The following is an 18,176-nucleotide window of genomic DNA, read 5'->3' as shown; positions in this document are numbered from 1 at the left end:
CGCCATGGCCGAGGCGCGCAAGCACACCGAGGTGGCAGTCGGCATCCTGATCCGCGAGCAGGACGAGGCGCTGCTGCTGTCGACCCGCCCCGAAGGCAAGCCCTATGCCGGCTACTGGGAGTTCCCGGGCGGCAAGATCGAGAGCGGCGAATCCATCGAAGAGGCGCTGCGGCGCGAGCTGCACGAGGAGCTCGGCATCACCATCGGTGCCGCCGAGGTGTGGAAGACCACCGAGCACGACTACCCGCATGCGCTCGTGCGCCTGCACTGGTGCAAGGTGCGCGCGTGGCAGGGCGAGTTCGAGATGCGCGAGGGGCAGGCGATGCGCTGGCAGCAGCTGCCGCTGTCGGTGACGCCCGTGCTGCCCGGTGCGCTGCCGGTGCTCGACTGGCTGGCGCAGGAGCGCGGGCTGCCCCGGGCCGCCTACTGAAGCTTGGGGTCGCCGAAGGCCTCGTCGTCGGGCGGGGCATCCGCCGGCATGCGGAATTCCTCGGTGGCCCAGGCGCCGAGGTCGATGCCCTTGCAGCGCGCGCTGCAAAACGGGCGGTAAGGGTTGCTCGGCCCGTAGACGCTGTCCTTGCCGCAGGCCGGGCAGCGGACGATGCGCTCGCCCGAAGAGGTCTTCTTGCTGGTCGCCATGGCCGGCTTCAGGCGCAGAGGGTGAGCTCGAAAGGCGTGTCTTCCGTGCTTTGGTGCAGGCGGTCGTCGGCCTCGTGCCGCATGAGCCGCACCGACACCATGAGCCGGTTGCCGCTGATCTCGGGAATGAGCCCGAGACGCGGATCGATGCGCAGACGCAGGAGCTGGAAGCTGCGGCCCTGCGGCAGGTTCTGCTGGAACTGGCCGTTCGTCGCGATCACCTTGTAGGGCACGTCGGTGTCGCGCAGCAGCTTGAGCAGCAGGTAGATCGATTCGGCCAGCGGCGCGAGCGTGGAGGACCAGCGTTCCAGGTCGGCCCGGCGCTCGTGGGCCTGGCGGTGCTGCCAGGCGTAGTAGGCGGGCAGGTCGAACTCGCAGGTGCCGCCGGGAATGCTGGCGCGGCTGCGGATGCTCATGAGCCACTCGTTCTCGGTCAGCGCCTGGCCGGCCTTGCCCGGAATCGTATTGAGCGTCGCAAAATTGGCTTCGAGCTTGCCGACCACCTGGTCCAGCACGGCCTCGGAAATCGCCGGGTTGCCGCGATAGCTGTTGAAGACGTTCTTGTGCTTGTCCAGGTCGCGCATCACGTCGGCCTTCAGGTCGGCGCGTGCGGCCACGTCCATGATCTCGAAGATCGTCACCAGCGCGTAGTGGTGGGACAGCGCCGAGTCGGCAGGGACCAGCTCACCCAGGCGGCGGAACAGGTGCTCCAGCCGCAGGTAGGTCCGGATGCGCTCGTTGAAGGGGTATTCGTAGAGGATCACGTGTCTGTGGGTTTCCCGTCGCGGGATGATAAGCCTCTCACGGTGCCTTCGTCTGTGGGACGGGCAGCACTTCGCGCACCACGCCCAGCATGTGCTCGCCCAGCGCCAGCTGTCCGTGCATCGACAGGTGCGTGTCGTTCGAGAAATAGAAGTCCTGCATCTGGTGGCCCTTCTCGCGCGCGAAGGCGTAGAGGTCGGGCCCGAGCTTCGCCTCGCGGAAGCCATGCACGAAGTCCTTCGAGAAGTCGGGCTTGAGGAAGACGGTGGTCTTGTTGGGGATCACCATCCACAGCTGCGGGATGGCCTGGTGCTGCGCCGCAAAGCGCTTGATCCGGTCCAGGGTGCCCGTGGTCAGCGGGCCGTTGCCCTCGTCGTCGACGAAGACCGGCAGCTTGTCGCACTCGCGGTGGGAGAAGTACTTGCAGCCGTCCGGCAGCGACCGGACCCAGGTGTTCTTGTTGAACAGCAGTTCGACCTGCGACTTCTTCGCGCGCCACGAATTGAAATAGGCGACCGGGCCGGTGTCGAAGCGTGCGGTCCAGTTGGGCAGGGCATCGGGGCCCGGAAGCTCGGCGGGCTTGACGAAGGGCTCGATCTGGGCCGAGAAGGGCTTGATGACCTTGTCGCACGTCTGGCCGCTCACCGTCCGCTCGTCGAGCAGGCGCTCCACGCTTTCGAAGATGATCAGCTTCCCCTTGAAGCCCGCGCGCTGGATCCACTGGTCGAAATCCTTGCACATCACCGTGCCGTATTGGCCCCAGTAGGTGGTGGCGACGCGGTAGCCGGCCTTCGCCAGCGAGGCCTGCCAGTAGAGCGTCATCGAAAAACTGTCGCCGATAACCAGGATGTCGGCCTGGTCGACCGGGGCGGCCTTCAGGTAGGCGGGGTCGACCGTGGGCGCCGGCTTGGTCCAGCCGAAATCCTCTTCCGCCAGGTGGCCGATGCGGGTCAGGTCGCCATAGGGCGGGAGACTGGTGAGCGAGACGAGCCACATCACGAACACGGCCACGTAGCCGGTGACGAAGATGCGGAGCCAGACTTTTGCGAGCGTCATGGCGGTTTTCAGAATTGGAAGTACAGGAAGGGGCTGTAGCCGCCCAGCTTCGACACCGCCCAGGCGAACATCAGGAAGCTGCCCGCGGCAATCAGCACGGTGGAGCCCAGGGCCAGCACCCTGTTGCCCGCCACGGCCTGCGGATGGGGCACCCAGCGCTCGAGCGAGATGGTGGGCGGGAAGGCCAGGCAGATGAGCACGCCGATCAGCATCGTCCTGAAGAACTCGGACTTGCGGTAGGGCACCAGGCCCATCTCGCTGAAGGCGGTGGGCGGCGCCCCGTGCAGGCCCAGCATGCCCTTGTAGACCGCCACCGCCGTGTGCATGCCGTCGGCGCGGAAGACCACCCAGGCAATCATCACGCAGAGGAAGGTGAGCAGCCAGCCGAACACGCGGGCGATGGGCCCTGCCGGAATGTTGCGCCGAACCTTGGCGTTCCAGAGGTGGTTGATCATCAGGTAGGCACCGTGCAGCGCGCCCCAGATCACGAAGGTCCAGGCGGCGCCGTGCCAGAGCCCGCCCAGCAGCATGGTGAGGAACAGGTTCAGGTAGCGCCGGGCCTCGCCCTTGCGATTGCCGCCCAGCGGCACGTAGAGGTAGTCGCGCAGGAAGGTCGACAGCGAGATGTGCCAGCGGCGCCAGAACTCGATGATGTTGGTCGACTTGTAGGGCGAGCGGAAGTTGAGCGGCAACTGCACGCCCAGGCACATCGACAGGCCGACCGCCATGTCCGAGTAGCCCGAGAAGTCGAAGTAGATCTGCAGCGTGTAGGCGAGCACCCCGAACCACGCCGTGTAGAGCGTGGGCGCGAGGCCGTTGTGCGCGCCGTTGAACATCAGGTCGGAGTACTGGCCCATCGGGTCGGCGATCAGCAGCTTCTTGGCCAGGCCGAAGCTGAAGATCGCCAGGCCCAGCGCCACCTTGCGCGGGTCGGCCTTGTAGGTCTGCGGGTTGGCGAACTGCGGCATCATCTGCGCGTGGTGCAGCACCGGGCCCGCGATCAGGTGCGGGAAGTAGGTGACGAAGAGCGCGTAGTGCACGAAGCTGCGCTCATGCACCTTGCCCTGCCAGCAGTCGACCAGGAAGGCGATCTGCGTGAAGGTGTAGAAGGAAATCCCGATGGGCAGCGCGATGTGCAGCATCGGGATGGGCGAGAAGCCGGCCGTCGTCAGCGCCTCGTTGACGTTCGACACGAAGAAGTTCGCGTACTTGAAGACTGCCAGCACGCCGAGGTTGACCACCAGGGCGACGATCAGCAGGCGCTTGCGCTGGGCGTCGTCGCGCCCCGGCCCGGGCGTGAGGCGCAGCCCGAACCAGTAGTTGATGCAGATCGAGGCGATGAGCAGCGGCATCGCCTTGACGCTCCACCAGCCGTAGAAGAAGAGCGAGGCGAGGGCCAGGAAGCCGGCCGCGGCGCGCACGTTGCGTTGACCGATCAGGAAGAAGCCGAACAGGACGATCGGAAAAAAGACAAAGAGAAACGCGTGCGAATTGAAAAGCATCTCGGAGGGGGCGTGCGCGCTGGCCTCGCGCGCCGCGTTCTTCTGTTCGGGGGGGATCCGCCGCCGGGGGCAGCAAACCCCGCATTATCGCTGGGCAGCGGGGTGCCAGGGCAGAGCGCGGACTTCCAGCGCGAGTTCCTCGAGCGAGAGCGTTTCGTTGAAGATCACCGCGTCGGCGGCGGCACGCCGGGCGCTGCGCGGCACCTGCTGGGCGATGACGGCGCGCACCGCCTCCGGCGTCCAGCCCGAGCGGGCGATCACGCGCTGCAACTGGGTCTCTTCGGTGGCGTCGACCACCAGCACGCGGTCGACCAGCGCGCGCCAGCGCCTCGATTCGACCAGCAGGGGCACGTCGAAGACGACCAGGCCCGGACCGGCAGCGGCCGCCTGGGCCTCGCACTCGGCGCCGATCGCGGGGTGAAGAATGGCCTCGAGCCGTTGCTTGGCCGTGGGGTCGGCGAACGCCAGCTCACGCATCTTCGCGCGATCCATGCTGCCGTCCGCGGCGACGACCGAGGGACCGAAGGCGGCTGCGATCGCCGGCATCGCGGCACCTTGCGGCAGGGTGATGGCGCGCGCGATGGCGTCGGTGTCGATCAGCGTCGCGCCGCCCGCGACCAGCATGGACGCGACCGTGCTCTTGCCGCTGCCGATGCCGCCGGTCAGGCCGATGCGCAGGCTCAGGACGTCAGTGCGCCCAGGGGAAATGCGAAGGGGATCCATTGCCGCACAGTATCGGGCCCGGCGACGAGGCACACGAGCCCGGCGCCTGCCAGGAAGGGGCCGAAGGAGATCGGGACGTCCTTGTGGGCCAGCTTGCCGACCAGCAGCAGCAGGCTGCCGAGGATGGCGCCCACGAGAGAGGACACCAGCACGATGGCAATGAGGTAGTCGGCACCCAGCCAGGCGCCCAAGGCCGCCAGCAGCTTGAAGTCGCCATAGCCCATGCCCTCCTTGCCGGTGGCGAGGCGGTAGGCGTGGTAGACCAGCCACAGGCTCAGGTAGCCGAACACGGCACCCCACACCGCGGAGGCCAGCGGCACGCGTGTCAGCCCCGCGGCCGCGCCGATGAGGCCCAGCCAGAGCAGGGCATAGTTGAGCGAGTCCGGCAGGTACTGCGTGTCCAGGTCGATCAGGAACTGGCAGACCAGGAGCGCCGCGAAAGCGGCCCACAGCGCTGCGGTCGGCGACAGCCCGTAGCGCCAGGCGCAAAGCGCGAACAGCGCCCCCGTGACCACTTCCACCAGCGGGTAGCGCGGACTGATCCTTGTCTTGCAGGCGCTGCAGCGGCCGCGCAGGAAGAGATAGCTGAGCACCGGCACGTTCTCGTACCAGCGGATCGCGTGGCCGCAGTGACCGCAGCGCGAGGCCGGACGCGCCAGGCTGAACGGGGGCAGGGCGTCGACGGCCTTGGCCGCTTCGCCGGCTGCTGCCTCGAGCGGGGGGGGCGTGTTCGTCTTCGGGCCGAACACCAGGCTCCACAGCGAAGGCACGCCGTCGACCTTCATCAGGTTGCCCACGGCCTCGCCCAGCCATTGCCGGTACATCATCATGGGCGTGCGGTAGATCACCACGTTGAGGAAACTGCCGACGAGCAACCCCAGCACGCCGGCCAGTGCGGCGTCGACCGCCTGCGACGGCAGCATCAGACGACCTGGCCGAGCTTGAAGATGGGCAGGTACATCGAGACCACGATGCCGCCGATGATCACGCCGAGGAACACGATGATGATCGGCTCCATCAGGCTCGACAGGCCCGCCACCATGTCGTCGACCTCCGACTCGTAGAAGTCGGCCGCCTTGCCCAGCATGTGGTCGATGGAGCCCGATTCCTCGCCGATGGCGGTCATCTGCAGCACCATCGAGGGGAAGAGATTGGCGTTGGTCATGGCCATGGTCAGGCTGGTGCCGGTCGAGACCTCCTGCTGGATCTTGACGGTGGCATCGCTGTACACCGTGTTGCCCGAGGCGCCGCCCACCGAGTCGAGCGCCTCGACCAGCGGCACGCCGGCGGCGAACATGGTGGCCAGGGTGCGGGTCCAGCGCGCGACGCACGACTTGTCGATCAGCGTGCCGAAGATCGGCAGGCGCAGCAGCAGGCGGTCCATGAAGCGCTGGACCTTTTCGTTGCGCTTCCAGGCCTGGAAGAAGAAGTAGAGGCCGCCGCCGATCACGCCGAAGATCAGCCACCAGTAGGCGACGAAGAACTCGCTCATCGCCATGACGAAGAGCGTCGGCGCGGGCAGGTCGGCGCCGAAGGAGGTGAACACCTGCTTGAAGGCCGGGATCACGAAGATCATGATGATCGCCACCACCACGAAGGCGACCACGATCACCGAAGTGGGGTACATCAGCGCCGACTTGATCTTCGACTTGATGGCCTCCGTCTTCTCCATGTAGGTGGCCAGGCGGTCGAGCAGCTCTTCCAGAATGCCCGCGGCCTCACCGGCTTCGACGAGGTTGCAGTAGAGGTTGTCGAAGTACCTGGGGAACTTGCGGAAGGCGGAAGACAGCGAGGTGCCGGTTTCCACGTCGCTGCGGACGTCGTTGAGCAGCTTGGCCACGCTCGGATTGGCATTGCCGCGGCCCACGATGTCGAAGGCCTGCAGCAGCGGGACGCCGGCCTTCATCATGGTCGCCAGCTGGCGCGTGAAGATGGCGATGTCCTTGGGCTTGATGGCCTTGCCGGCGCGCATGCGCCGCTTCTTGATCTTGGAGGCCAGCACGCCCTGGCGCCGCAGCGCGGCCTGGACCTGGTTCTCGCCGGCGGCGCGGATCTCTCCGCGCACCACCTTGCCATTGCGGTCCTTGCCTTCCCATTCGAAGACGAATTCCTTGAGCGCCGCGCGGGCTGAGGATGCTGCTGTCGTTGCCATTCGATATCTGCTTCTCTATTCGTTGGTGACCGCGAGCACTTCCTCGAGCGAAGTCAGGCCCTGCATGACCTTCCGGAGTCCGGACTGGCGCAGGGAGCGCACGCCCTCGGCCTCGGACTGACGGGCGATCTCCAGCGCGCTTCCGTCGCGCAGGATGATCTTCTGGATTTCCTCGGAGATCGGCATCACCTGATAGATGCCGACGCGGCCCTTGTAGCCGCCGTTGCAGGCCGAGCAGCCGACGGGCTTGTAGGGCTTCCAGGTGCCGTCGATCTCGCGGTCCCGGAAGCCGGCTTCGAGCAGCGCTTCCTTGGGCACCTCGGCCGGCGCCTTGCACACGGTGCACAGGCGGCGCGCCAGCCGCTGCGCGGTGATCAGGATCACGCTGGAGGCGATGTTGAAGGGCGCGATGCCCATGTTGCGCATCCGCGTCAGCGTGGTCGGGGCGTCGTTGGTGTGCAGGGTGGACAGGACCAAGTGACCGGTCTGCGCGGCCTTGATCGAGATGTCGGCGGTTTCCAGGTCGCGGATTTCGCCGACCATGATGATGTCCGGGTCCTGGCGCAGGAAGGCGCGCAGCGCGGTCGCGAAGGTCAGGCCCGCCTTGTCGTTGACGTTGACCTGGTTGACGCCGGGCAGGTTGATTTCGGACGGGTCCTCGGCCGTGGCGATGTTGACGCCCGGCTTGTTCAGCAGGTTCAGGCAGGTGTAGAGCGACACCGTCTTGCCCGAGCCCGTCGGCCCGGTGACCAGCACCATGCCGTAGGGACGGCCGATGGCCTGCAGCAGCCGCTCTTTCTCGTCAGGGTCGTAGCCCAGGGCGTCGATGCCCAGGCGCGCGCTGCTCGGGTCGAGGATACGCACCACGATCTTTTCGCCGAACAGCGTGGGCAGGGTGCTGACGCGAAAGTCGATCACCCGGTCGGGGCCGATCTTGAGCTTCATGCGGCCGTCCTGCGGGACGCGTTTCTCGGAGATGTCCAGGCGCGAGATCACCTTGATGCGCGAGGCCAGCTTGTCCTTGATGACCGTGGGCGGCGTCGCGATCTCGCGCAGCTCGCCGTCGACCCGGAAGCGCACCCGGTACTGGTGCTCGTAAGGCTCGAAGTGGATGTCCGATGCGCGCATGCTGAAGGCGTCGAGCAGCATCTTGTGCAGGAAGCGGACGACCGGTGCGTCCTCGACCTCGGCGACGGCCGCTTCGTTCGCGTCGGCGCTTTCGGCGATGGAGGAATCGTCGAACTCGAACTCGGCGCCGACGATGCTGTCGATGGTTTCGGCGGCACTGGCCGCCGCCGCCTCGATCATGCGGGAGAGCTTGTCGTACTCGGCGACCACCCAGTCCACGCCCATTTGCGAGGCGAACTTTATTTTTTCGGCCGCCTGCTGATCGGAGGGGTCGGCTGTTGCAACAATGAGACGATTGTTCCGCTTGCTCAGCACCACGACCCGATAGGCCTGGCACAGCTTCGAGTCCAGCAGGTCCTTGGGCAGGCGCTGCGGGTCGATCGCATCGAGGTCGAGCAGGGGGGCGCCGAAGGCGCTCGACAGGGTATGGGCGAGATCGGCCGCCGAGACGGCGCCGGTGCCGGTCAGCTCGGCAATAAAGCTGCTGCGCCCACTGAGCGACTTCTGGTAGATCTCCTCCGCTGTCTTCGCCGGCAGCTTGCCGGCGGAGATCAAGGCCCGCGCCAGCCCGGGCAGGGCGATGGACGAGCTTTCTTTGATGAGAGGTTCAGCGGCAGCCATTCAGTGGAATGTAACAAGACGTGAAAAAATGCGTCCCGATCATCGCCGATCACCCAGGGGCTGTAAACCGCGCCACCGGCCCGGGGTGCGGAGCATTTTGCACTTGCAGCCGGAAGACGCGTCGAAATGAATGCCTTCGGGTCAATGGCTTCTGCTGAAAATTCCCCACTTTCAGCACTCGAAACGAGGCGCCAGTTTAGGCCTAAACCGGGCTGCCGCCTCGTCGTTCGAGGCGAGTGTTTGCGCCCCGCTATCTTGCCGCCTGCACTTTCACCCGCTCGTTCGGGAGCTCCCCGAACATCTCGGGCGCATACAAGGCTTCGACCCGGCTGGGCGGCAATGCGAACTCGCCCACGTTGTTCAGCCGCACCGTGTATTCCATCTTGACCACGCCCTTGGGCAGGTACTCGTAGTAGCTGCGGAAGGCCTCGAAGCTGCGCTCCTCGAAGGCCGGCCAGCCGGCGCCCGAACGCTTCTCGCCCTGGGTCGCGATCTGCGAGTCGCGGCCCAGCCCGCCGCCCAGGATGGTGGCGCCGCCCGGGATCGGGTCGGTGATCGCGACCCAGGTCATGTCGGCGCTGGCATTGACCTCCAGGCTGACGCGCAGCACGTCGCCGCGCGTGTAGACGCCCTGGACCGCCTGCTCGACCGGCGCGATGGTCTTCTTGATCGCATAACCGGCCGCGAACGGCGCTTTCAGCTGGACCGCCGCGATGGACTGCAGCGTGAGCCACGGCTTGCCGCTGCCGCTCTGCGTGACCAGCAGCGTGTCGCGCGGCGCCGCTGCCGCCGGCCAGGGCAGGAACATGCTGTTGTTGCGCAGGTTGCCGGGGGCGGCGGGCGCGCCGAACGCACTGCGCTGGTGGGGCGCGCCGGCGGGGTCGCCGGCCTTGATGCGCTCGACCTTGCTCCAGTCCACCTGGGCCTTGACGCCGCCCAGGTTGGCCGCGGTGACGCCCGTGACCGGCACGCTCTCGACCTGCTTCGAGAACTTCTCGAGCGCCAGGCCGCCCCAGAGGTTGGCCGTGGTCGTGTGCCAGGCGCCATTCTGCTGGCGGCCGATGAAGCCGACGGCGAGCCGGCCGATGTCGTCCTTCCACGCCGGGTCGTCCAGCGCGGTGAGCAACAGGCGCGCGGTGTTGACGTCGCCATTGGCCATCAGCCACCACCAGTAGTCCTCGCGCTCGGTGCTGAAGACCAGCCTGGTGCCCTGGTAGCTCAGGCGCGCCTTCAGCACGTTGTTCGCCTCCTCGAGCCGCTGCTGGCGCTGCGGCACGTCGGGCACGCGCTTGAGGATGTTGATCCAGTCGAGCACCGCGCCGGTCGGCCACTGGTTGGGCGCGATCGCGATGCTGCCGGTCATGCGGCCCTGCACCTTGCCGTAGCGCGAGAGCGCTTCCAGGGCTGCAAGCTTGCGCACGTCCAGGTCTTTGCGAGGGCTCCAGAACTCGCGCTGGATGCGGCCTTCGACGAACGCGATCAGCCCCTGTTCCATCGGCGCCCGTGCCGCGTCGGGCAGGGCGAAGGCCGTATCGAGCGCGGCCGCCTCGTGGGTGGCGGCGAGCAGGTAGGCCGTGAGGATGTCGCTGCCGCGGTTGGCCTCGCCGTCGCGCGGCGGGAAGTAGTTGGCCAGGCCGTCCCCGTCCAGGTAGCTCGGCAACTGCGCGACCACCGTCTGCCAGGCCTTGCCGTCTCGCAGTCCGATGGCCTTGCTGGTCTTCTGTTCCAGGCATGCGTAGGGGTAGTTGGCGAACCAGTCGCGAACGCCGGTCAGGCCCTCGGCCAGCCGCGGCTGCAGCGAGAGCTTGAGCCCGCCGCGGCCGGGCAGGGCGTCCGCCGGCGGCGCGACGTCGAGGGTGAAGGGGCCGTCCAGCTGCACGAGCTTGGCCTGCTGCACCGTGAGCGGCACGGCCGGCACGATGCGCTGGCGCACCTTGAGCGCGTCGCGCGCGCCGCCGATCTGGTCCTTGGCCTCGATCTCCCACAGCAGGGCCTCGGTGCGCGTCTGCGCGAACTGGGCCGGCGCGGTCACCATCCAGGCCAGCTCGCGGGCCTCGCCAGCAGGGATCTCGACCGTCTGCGGAGCAAGTACGGCCCCCACGCTCGTCACTGCGTGTACATCGCTGCCCCCCGGGAGGGCGCTCGCTTGCTTGGGGCGGCCCGGCGCGGCGCTCGGCTCCGACAGCGCCGCCTCCACCTTCATCGCCTTCGCCGTGGTGTTGCGCAGCGTGATCTGCGCTCGAAACTGGTCGTCCTCGCGCACCAGCGGCGGCAGGCCACTGACGATCTGCAGGTCCTGCGTGGCCTGGATCGAGGCCTGGCCGGTGCCGAACAGGCCCGTGCCGGCATCCGCCACGGCGACGATCCTGAAGGTGGTCAGCGCATCGTTGAGCGGCACCGTCACCGTGGCCTGGCCGTTGGCGTCCAGCACCACGGCCGGATTCCACAGCAGCAGGGTGTCGAGCAGCTCGCGCGTCGGGCCCTTGCCGCCTCCGCCGCCGGCCGGCACCGCCTTGCGGCCGTAATGCCGGCGGCCCACGATCTCCATCTGCGCGGTGGACGTGGAGACGCCCCAGCTGCGCCGCTGCAGCATGGCCTCGAGCAGCTTCCAGCTGTCGTTGGGCATCAGCTCCAGCAGGGCCTGGTCGACCGCCGCCAGCGCCACCTCGGCGCCCGCGGCGGGCTTGCCATCCGGCAGCCTGGCCGAGATCGTGACCAGCGCCTTGCCGCGCACCGGGTAGCTGGGCTTGTCGCTCGCCACCTTCACGTCGAGCCGGTGCGCCTGCGCGCCGACGCGGATCTCGGCCAACCCGAGCCGGAAGGCCGGCTTGCTGAGGTCGACCAGCGCGGTCGGCGCCACGTATTCCTTGCCCTCGTACCAGAAGGCGGTCCACCACTCGCGCGGCGCCTTGAAGCCCCAGGTGAAGAAGCTGTACCACGGCACCTCGCGCAGGCGACCGCGCAGCGCGAGCACGCTCACGTAGGCGTTGGGCCCCCATTCGGGCTTGACCTGCAGCGTGACCGTCGGGTCCTTGCCGTCGAGCCGCACGACCTGTGTCTCGATCACGCCCTCGCGCTCGACCGACACCAGCGCCGTCGCGAAGCGGAACGGGCTGCGCACCTGGAAGCGGGCGGTCTCGCCGGGCTGGTAGTTCTTCTTCTCGGGCAGGACGTCGATGCGGTCGTGGTCCTCGCCGCCGAACCACAGCTCGCCCTGCTTCGTGACGTAGACCGAGCTCGCGGCGCGGCTGTCGCGCCCGTCCTTGTCGGTGGCGCTGGCGATCAGCTCGACCTGGCCGGACTCCTTGAGCTCGGCCTCGCACAGCAGCAGGCCGCGCGCATCGCTCTTGCCGCTGCAGACCGTGCCGATCTCCTTCACCTCGGTCTTGTTGTCGTAGGTGTAGAAGCCGCCCACCATGCGCTTGCGGCTGGTGGTGGTGATGCGCGCGATGGCGCGCACGTTGAGCGTCACGCCTTCTTGCGGCTTGCCGGCGAGGTCCAGGGCCAGGGCCTGGAACTTCAGCTTCTGGCCGGTCGAGACCCAGCCTTCGGTCTTCACGCCGGCGATCACGGCCGCGGGCCACAGCGCCTGCACGCTGCGCAGCGTCTGCACCTCGCCGTTCGGATCGGCGTAGGTGGCTTCGAGCAGCAGCTCGCGCGGCGTCGCCTTGGCGAGCGGAATCTTCTCGATGGTGAGCTTGCCCGCGCCCTCCTTGTCGAGCGTGAGCGGCAGCTTGTCGGCCACCACGCGCAACGCCTGCGAGGCGGAATCCACGTCCTCGGCATCGGTCGCGTCCGTCCCGTCCTTGCGCGGCGGCGCGAAGCTGAAGCCGTCGAAGTCGGCAAAGGCCAGGCTCTTGGCCCGCACCGCGGCCGACACGCGCACCGGCAGGTGGGCGGCGCCGCCGCCGGCCACGTAGTTGATCTGCACGTCGGTGGGCAGCGAGGTCGCAGCCACCAGCGGCTTCTTCTCGGTCGGCGCGATGCGGCCCTCCAGCACCGGCAGGCGGAACTCCTCGACGCGGAACTGGCCGGTGCCGACGCTGCGCCGGCCGCCGTCTTCGTCGTCGCCGGCGCTGCCGTCCTTGCCGTTGCGCAGCTCGACCTGGTAGAGGCCGAGCTTGGCCGCCGGCGGGATCGCGAAGGTGTTCTCGCCGCTCCGGCCGCCGGTGGCGGTCTTGCGCCACTGGAGCGGCTGGGTGTACTGCTGGCCGCTGCCCACGTGCGTCACGACCAGCGTGTCGGGCAGCGTCTTCGGCAACCCGAAGCCCGCGCGGGTCTGGGTGCGGATCAGGTGCTTCATCGACACCGTCTCGCCGGCGCGCAGCAGCGTGCGGTCGAAGATGGTGTGCGCCACGCGGTCGGGCTCCGGCTCCAGGCTGGTGGGCACGTTGAAGCGCCAGGGCTCGATGCCGCGCTGCCAGTCGCTCCAGGTGAAGGCGAGGTCTTCGACGCCGGCCTCGTCCTTGGCGCGGGCGCTGACGAACCAGGCGTCGCTGCCGTAGTCCTCCTCGCTGGAACAGCTCGGCGGGTTGGGCGGGATGCCCGCCAGCTGCACCAGGCCGCGCGCATCGGTGGTGCCGGCCGCGACCTCCTTGCCGTTGCAGTCCGAGACGCGCACTGCGGCATTGGCCACCACCTTGCCCTTGTCCAGCGTCGTGACCCACGCGAGCGCGTTCTCGCGGCCCAGCTTGAAATGCACCGCCAGGTTGGTGGCCAGCGCCGTGGTGCGCACATACATCGTGCGGCCGGCGCCGTAGCGCTCGTCCAGCAGCGTGTCGCCCAGCTTCTGCGAGGCGATCTCCAGCACGTGGAACCCCGGCGTGAGCGGGATGCCGATCACCTCGAAGGGCCGGGGGTCGCCGCCTTCGGCCTTGGGCATGTCGAGGGTCTTCACGCCGGCCTGGCCGCCGAGCAGCGAGACCATGCGGGTCTGGACGTTGTCGCGCTCGTCCTTGTCGATCACCTTGGGGAGCGCGCCCTTGACGTCGCGCGCCGCCTGGTCGCGCGTGATCGTGTAGTTGCTGTCGTAGCGCCGCACCTTGCGGAACCAGGCAATGATGTCCGCGTCGGTCTTCGGGCTCATGTCGCTGACCTTGCCGGGCGTCAGCGCCTGCACCTGCAGCGCGGGCTCGACGCGCCGCACCGTGACCGGCATCAGCGCCGTGCCGCCGGGCTCGGCCAGCCGCTCGACCACGCCGAAGGGCGAGGCCGCGAACTTGGCCAGCGGCGGCATGGCGCCGGTCGCGACCTTCAGGGGAAAGCTGTCCGGCGACGCCACGGCGCGGCCGGAGGCGTCCTCGAACCTGGCCGGGAGCGTGATGGTGAAAGGCGTCTGCTCGGCGAAAGGCGGCGGGAAGCTCACCGAATCGACCACGGCATCCTCGTCCTGGGACGTGCTCTCGTCGTCGAACTTGGGCTTGAGGTTCTTGCCCCCGCCTTGCAGGGTGATCTGCGCCGCCAGCTTGCGCGCCACCGGCGCGTTGAACTGCAACACCATCGGCTTGAGCGGCAGGCAGGCCGACTGCGCGTTCTCGCGCTCGCAGCTGAAGGAGACCGCGAAGGGCTCGCGCACCTCGAAGTTCAGGCGCCGCTCGACCGCGTTGGCGATGCCGGAGGGCGTGGCCACGCCCTTGCCGTAGACCAGCTGCAGGCGCCCGCCCGGGCTCAGCCGGCGATTGCACTGCAGCGTGACGAAGCGCAGCGGCGTCTTCTCGGCTTCCTTGTCGCGGCCGAAGGCCTTGAGCAGGGCCTGGCGCTGCGCACCCTCGACCAGCCGCACCGGAATGCGCTCGCCCAGGCCGTCGGCCTGGCACCAGATGTTGTCGCGCACGCTCTCCAGCGTGGCCGGTCCGTTGAGCTCCAGCATGAACTGCTGCTCTTCGTCGATCTTGCCGTAGCCGGGCTGCCAGTGGCGCACGAAGGGGCCGCCGCTCGAGAACTGGTAGCGCTCCGGCCCCGTCAGCTCCGCCCCGGAGGCCGACTTGAAGCCCGCGACCCGCGTGACCGTGCAGCGCACGCCCGGCGGCAGGTCGTTCTCGAAGTCCCAGACCCACTGCTTCTCGCCGGTCCACCGGCCGGTGCCCTTGCCGGCCTGCGCGTCGCTGCAGCTGACGGCGAGCGGGGCGGGTGCCTTGGGATCGCCGAAGTTGACGGCCGCCTGGTCGAACTTCGCGACCACTTGCCGGACCCGGGCCACCTCACCCTGCGGCGTGAGGCTGGCGATCTGCAGCGCATGGGCGCCGAGGCTGCAAAAAAGGGGCAGGGCGGCGGCTGCAAAGGTCCGCGTCATTGTTCTCGTTTTCAAGGGCTTCTCCTTCGGGTGCGCAGGGTAGCGCAACTCTGGAGCGCCGCAGGCGTCCACTATGATCGATCGATATGAAACTGCTGTTCAGCCACCCCGCAGGCAACCAGAACGTGCGCGCCATGCTCGACGGGCTGGAGGCCGCCGGAATGCTCGCGCGTTTCACGACCACCCTGGCGGTCGAGCCGGACAACGTGGCCCTGAAGCTGGTGCCCCAGGGCCTGAGCCGCGACCTGCTGCGGCGGCGCTTCAACGTCCCGCGCGAGAAGATTCTTCAGCACCCCTGGCGCGAGCTGGCGCGCGCCGTCTGCTCCCGGGCCGGCTGGAACTACTGGCTGCGCCACGAGCAGGGCTTCGCCTCCATCGACGGGGTGCTGCAGGACTTCGACCGCTTCAGCGCCCGCGCCCTGCCGCGGCTGCACCAGCGCCTCGGCCTCGGGGCGGTGTACACCTACGAAGACTCCGCGCTCGACACCTTCCGGGCCGCCAAGGACCTGGGCCTGAAATGCGTGTACGACCTGCCCATCTCCTACTGGGAGGTCGGCCGCAAGCTGATGGAAGAAGAGGTGCAGCGCCTCCCGGCCTGGGCCCATGCCCTGGGTGGCGGCATGGCCGATTCGCCGGCCAAGCTGGAGCGCAAGGCGCGCGAGCTCGAGCTGGCCGACCTCGTGGTGGTGCCCAGCCGCTTCGTGGCCGATTCGCTGCCGGACTGGGCCGGGCAGAAGGCCCGGGTGCTGTCGCCCTTCGGCTCGCCGCTGCCGCCGATCGCGCCCGCGCGCAAGGCGGTCGACCCCTCGAAGCCGCTGCGCGTGCTCTTCGTGGGCTCGATGGGGCAGCGCAAGGGCCTAGGCGACCTGTTCCAGGCCATGCACCTGCTCAAGGGCGAGAACATCGAGCTGGTCGTGATGGGCTCGCTGCTCAACGAGCCCGCCTTCTACCGCGGCCAGTACGCCGACTTCACCCTCGAGAAGGGGCGTCCGCATGCCGAGGTGCTGGCCCTGATGCGCAGCTGCGACGTGTTCTGCCTGCCCTCGCTCTACGAAGGCCGCGCGCTGGTGATGCAGGAGGCGATGAGCCAGGGCCTGCCGATCGTGATCACGCCCAACACCGGCGGCGACGACCTCGTGATCGAGGGCAAGACCGGCTTCCTGGTGCCGATCCGCTCGCCCGAGAAGATCGCCGAGAAGCTCGCCTGGTTCAACCAGAACCGGCAGGAACTTCCGGCCATGAGCGAGGCGGCCGTGCGGCATGCGGCCAGCTACACCTGGAAGAAGTACAGCGAGGTCGTGATCGACGCCATCCGCAAGCTGGCGTAGCACCGACAGCGGCCCCGCCGCATACGCCGGGTGCCTGCCCCCATGAAGCGCTACCGGGAAATCGACGCACTGCGCGGGCTCATGCTCGTGCTGATGACCTTCACCCACCTGCCCACGCGGTTCACCGATCCGCTGGGGCAGCCCTTCGGCTTCGTCTCGGCGGCCGAGGGCTTCGTGCTGCTCTCAGCCTTCGTCGCGGGCCTGGTCTACACCCGCATCAGCGACCGCCGCGGCGTCGACGCGATGCGCCGGGCCTTCTGGCAGCGCGCGCTCAAGGTCTACCTGGCGCAGGCGGCGACGCTGTTGTTTCTCTTCACCATCATCACGCGGGTGGGCCTGCGCATCGACCAGCCGGCGGTAAAGAACCTGCTGTCCTTCTACCTTGCGCATCCGCTCGAGGGCTTCGGCTATTCGCTGCTGCTGGTGTACGAGCCGGCGCTGCTCGACATCCTGCCGATGTACATCTTCTTCATGCTCATGAGCCCGTGGGTGCTCTCCTTCGCGCTGCGCCACGGCTGGACCGGCGTGATGGCGTCCAGCGCGGCGCTGTGGGGGTTGGCGCAGTTCGGCTTCAGCGAAGGGCTGTACGGGCTGGCGGTGCATTACCTGCACCTGCCCGTGCCCTTCCGCGAGATGGGCGCCTTCAATGCCTTCGCCTGGCAGTTCCTGTGGTTCGCGGGGCTGTGGATGGGCGCCAGCCGGCACGCGCCCGATGCCGAGCCCTTCCGCTTCCCTGCGTCGCTGGTTGCGCTTGCGGTGGGCGCAGCGCTCTACGGGCTCTGGTGGCGGCACCATGGCATCCACGGCCAGGCGCCCTTCGGCGGCGACGAGGAGATGAACCTCCTGTTCGACAAGTGGCAGCTCGGGCCGCTGCGCATCTTCAACCTCGCGGTGCTGGGCATCGTCACGGTGCGCTTCGGGCCGGCGCTCATGCGGCGCTTGCCGCGCCTGCACGCGCTGGAGGCCATGGGCTCGGCTTCGCTGCCGGTGTTCTGCGCGCACCTGGTCGCGGTGCTGCTGGTGCTGGCTGTCTACGGCGACAGCCAGACCGCGCGGCCCTGGTGGGGCGATCTGCTGCTGCTGGCCCTGGTGTTCGCCGGGCTCTATGGCGTGGCCCGGGCGGCGCTCTGGTGGGGCGCGCGGCGGCGCGCGCGGCTCGGCTACCGCGACGCCGGCACGATCGACAGCTCGGCCTGATCCACGGGCCGCGCCAATTGCGCGCCGATGACCGAGCGCCACAGCCGGTAGCCTTCGTCGTTGAGATGCAGCTGGTCGCCGCGGAACAGCTCGGGCCGCGGGCGCCCGTCCGCGCCCATCATGGGCGTGAAGACGTCGATGTAGTCGCTGTTCGGCAGCCGCCGGAGATAGGCGGCAATGATGTCGTTGGTCTCGCGCATCCGCGGCAGCAGCTTCTCGCGCGAGGGGCTGGGCTTGATCGAGACGTAGCTGATGCGCGCCTCGGGCAGCTCCGCGCGCACGGTGTTGGCGAACTGGGCGAAGCTTTCCAGGATCTGGATCGGCGTGCGGCCCTCGGCCAGGTCGTTGTCGCCGGCGTAGACCAGCACATGGCGCGGCTTGTAGCGCAGCACCAGCTCGCGCGCGAAGAAGCTGCAGTCGGCCATGGTCGAGCCGCCGAAGCCCCGGTTGATGACCACCGGCAGTTGCGGAAAGTCCTGTGCCAGGCGAGTCCACAAACGGATGGTGGAGCTGCCGACGAAGACCACGCCGCCCTCGCTGGGCCACTGCTGGCGGTCGGCGGCATCGAAGGCCGAAAGCTCGCTGCGCCAGCGTGTCTGCGCTGCCAGGTAGGCAGGGGAGGGGGTTTCGGCAGCGCTGGTGGACTGGGCCTGCGAGGCGCACGCTGCGAGCGACAGCGCGATGGGCAACAGGGCTCGGCGAGCCGCCCTGGCGGCGGGAGCAACGTTCATCACAAGCATCAAGTTCGAGAGAGGACCTTCGACCTCATCATGCGG

13 protein-coding genes are annotated in these 18,176 nt (G+C 68.4%); 3 read left to right on the top strand and 10 right to left on the bottom strand.

What is annotated here, in order from left to right:
• The first annotated feature begins 4 nt into the window (after positions 1 to 4).
• The gene (locus AC3A6Y_RS16805) at positions 5 to 430 is read left to right on the top strand and encodes an NUDIX domain-containing protein (RefSeq protein WP_487869957.1); all 426 of its coding nucleotides are present in this window, start codon (positions 5 to 7) and stop codon (positions 428 to 430) included.
• Here the strand turns inward: AC3A6Y_RS16805 and AC3A6Y_RS16800 are convergent.
• The 9 genes from AC3A6Y_RS16800 to AC3A6Y_RS16760 form a co-directional block, all read right to left on the bottom strand.
• Entirely contained in the window at positions 424 to 639 is a 216-nt protein-coding gene (locus AC3A6Y_RS16800) for a DNA gyrase inhibitor YacG (protein ID WP_487869369.1), read from the bottom strand. The genes AC3A6Y_RS16805 and AC3A6Y_RS16800 overlap by 7 nt on opposite strands.
• An 8-nt stretch (positions 640 to 647) precedes the next feature.
• Positions 648 to 1,403 (bottom strand): cell division protein ZapD, encoded by a 756-nt coding sequence (gene zapD / locus AC3A6Y_RS16795; protein WP_487869368.1) that lies wholly within the window; start codon positions 1,401 to 1,403, stop codon positions 648 to 650.
• A 37-nt stretch (positions 1,404 to 1,440) separates the two neighbouring features.
• Complete coding sequence (locus AC3A6Y_RS16790; protein WP_487869367.1) at positions 1,441 to 2,457, bottom strand: HAD family hydrolase; 1,017 nt, start codon at positions 2,455 to 2,457, stop codon at positions 1,441 to 1,443.
• 8 nt (positions 2,458 to 2,465) lie between these two features.
• A complete protein-coding gene (locus AC3A6Y_RS16785) occupies positions 2,466 to 3,959 on the bottom strand; it encodes an MBOAT family O-acyltransferase (protein WP_487869366.1) in 1,494 nt (497 codons plus the stop codon).
• A gap of 84 nt (positions 3,960 to 4,043) precedes the next feature.
• On the bottom strand, positions 4,044 to 4,682 hold the full coding sequence (gene coaE, locus AC3A6Y_RS16780; protein ID WP_487869365.1) for a dephospho-CoA kinase: 639 nt from the start codon (positions 4,680 to 4,682) through the stop codon (positions 4,044 to 4,046).
• Positions 4,640 to 5,605, bottom strand: a complete 966-nt coding sequence (locus AC3A6Y_RS16775) for a prepilin peptidase (protein WP_487869364.1) — start codon at positions 5,603 to 5,605, stop codon at positions 4,640 to 4,642. Before AC3A6Y_RS16775 ends, coaE begins: the two co-directional genes overlap by 43 nt.
• Positions 5,605 to 6,834, bottom strand: a complete 1,230-nt coding sequence (locus AC3A6Y_RS16770) for a type II secretion system F family protein (protein WP_487869363.1) — start codon at positions 6,832 to 6,834, stop codon at positions 5,605 to 5,607. The genes AC3A6Y_RS16775 and AC3A6Y_RS16770 overlap by 1 nt, the downstream gene beginning before the upstream one ends.
• Before the next feature lie 15 nt (positions 6,835 to 6,849).
• On the bottom strand, positions 6,850 to 8,583 hold the full coding sequence (gene pilB / locus AC3A6Y_RS16765) for a type IV-A pilus assembly ATPase PilB (RefSeq protein ID WP_487869362.1): 1,734 nt from the start codon (positions 8,581 to 8,583) through the stop codon (positions 6,850 to 6,852).
• A gap of 250 nt (positions 8,584 to 8,833) precedes the next feature.
• Entirely contained in the window at positions 8,834 to 14,875 is a 6,042-nt protein-coding gene (locus AC3A6Y_RS16760) for an alpha-2-macroglobulin family protein (RefSeq protein ID WP_487869956.1), read from the bottom strand.
• A gap of 86 nt (positions 14,876 to 14,961) precedes the next feature.
• Between AC3A6Y_RS16760 and AC3A6Y_RS16755 the strand changes: the two genes are divergently transcribed.
• Together AC3A6Y_RS16755 and opgC are read left to right on the top strand one after the other, a co-directional pair.
• Positions 14,962 to 16,203 carry a glycosyltransferase family 4 protein gene (locus AC3A6Y_RS16755; RefSeq protein WP_487869361.1) on the top strand — a complete coding sequence of 414 codons (1,242 nt, stop codon included), beginning with the start codon at positions 14,962 to 14,964 and terminating at the stop codon, positions 16,201 to 16,203.
• 42 nt (positions 16,204 to 16,245) lie between these two features.
• Positions 16,246 to 17,400 carry an OpgC domain-containing protein gene (gene opgC / locus AC3A6Y_RS16750; protein ID WP_487869360.1) on the top strand — a complete coding sequence of 385 codons (1,155 nt, stop codon included), beginning with the start codon at positions 16,246 to 16,248 and terminating at the stop codon, positions 17,398 to 17,400.
• Here opgC and AC3A6Y_RS16745 read toward each other — a convergent pair.
• On the bottom strand, positions 17,364 to 18,131 hold the full coding sequence (locus tag AC3A6Y_RS16745) for an SGNH/GDSL hydrolase family protein (RefSeq protein WP_487869359.1): 768 nt from the start codon (positions 18,129 to 18,131) through the stop codon (positions 17,364 to 17,366). The genes opgC and AC3A6Y_RS16745 overlap by 37 nt on opposite strands.
• Between the last annotated feature and the right edge of the window lie 45 nt (positions 18,132 to 18,176).

This window comes from Variovorax sp. Soil_C_17, from assembly GCF_057657265.1.
The sequence above is the reverse complement of the archived record's forward strand: the minus strand, read 5'-3'. Positions and strand labels throughout refer to the sequence as shown.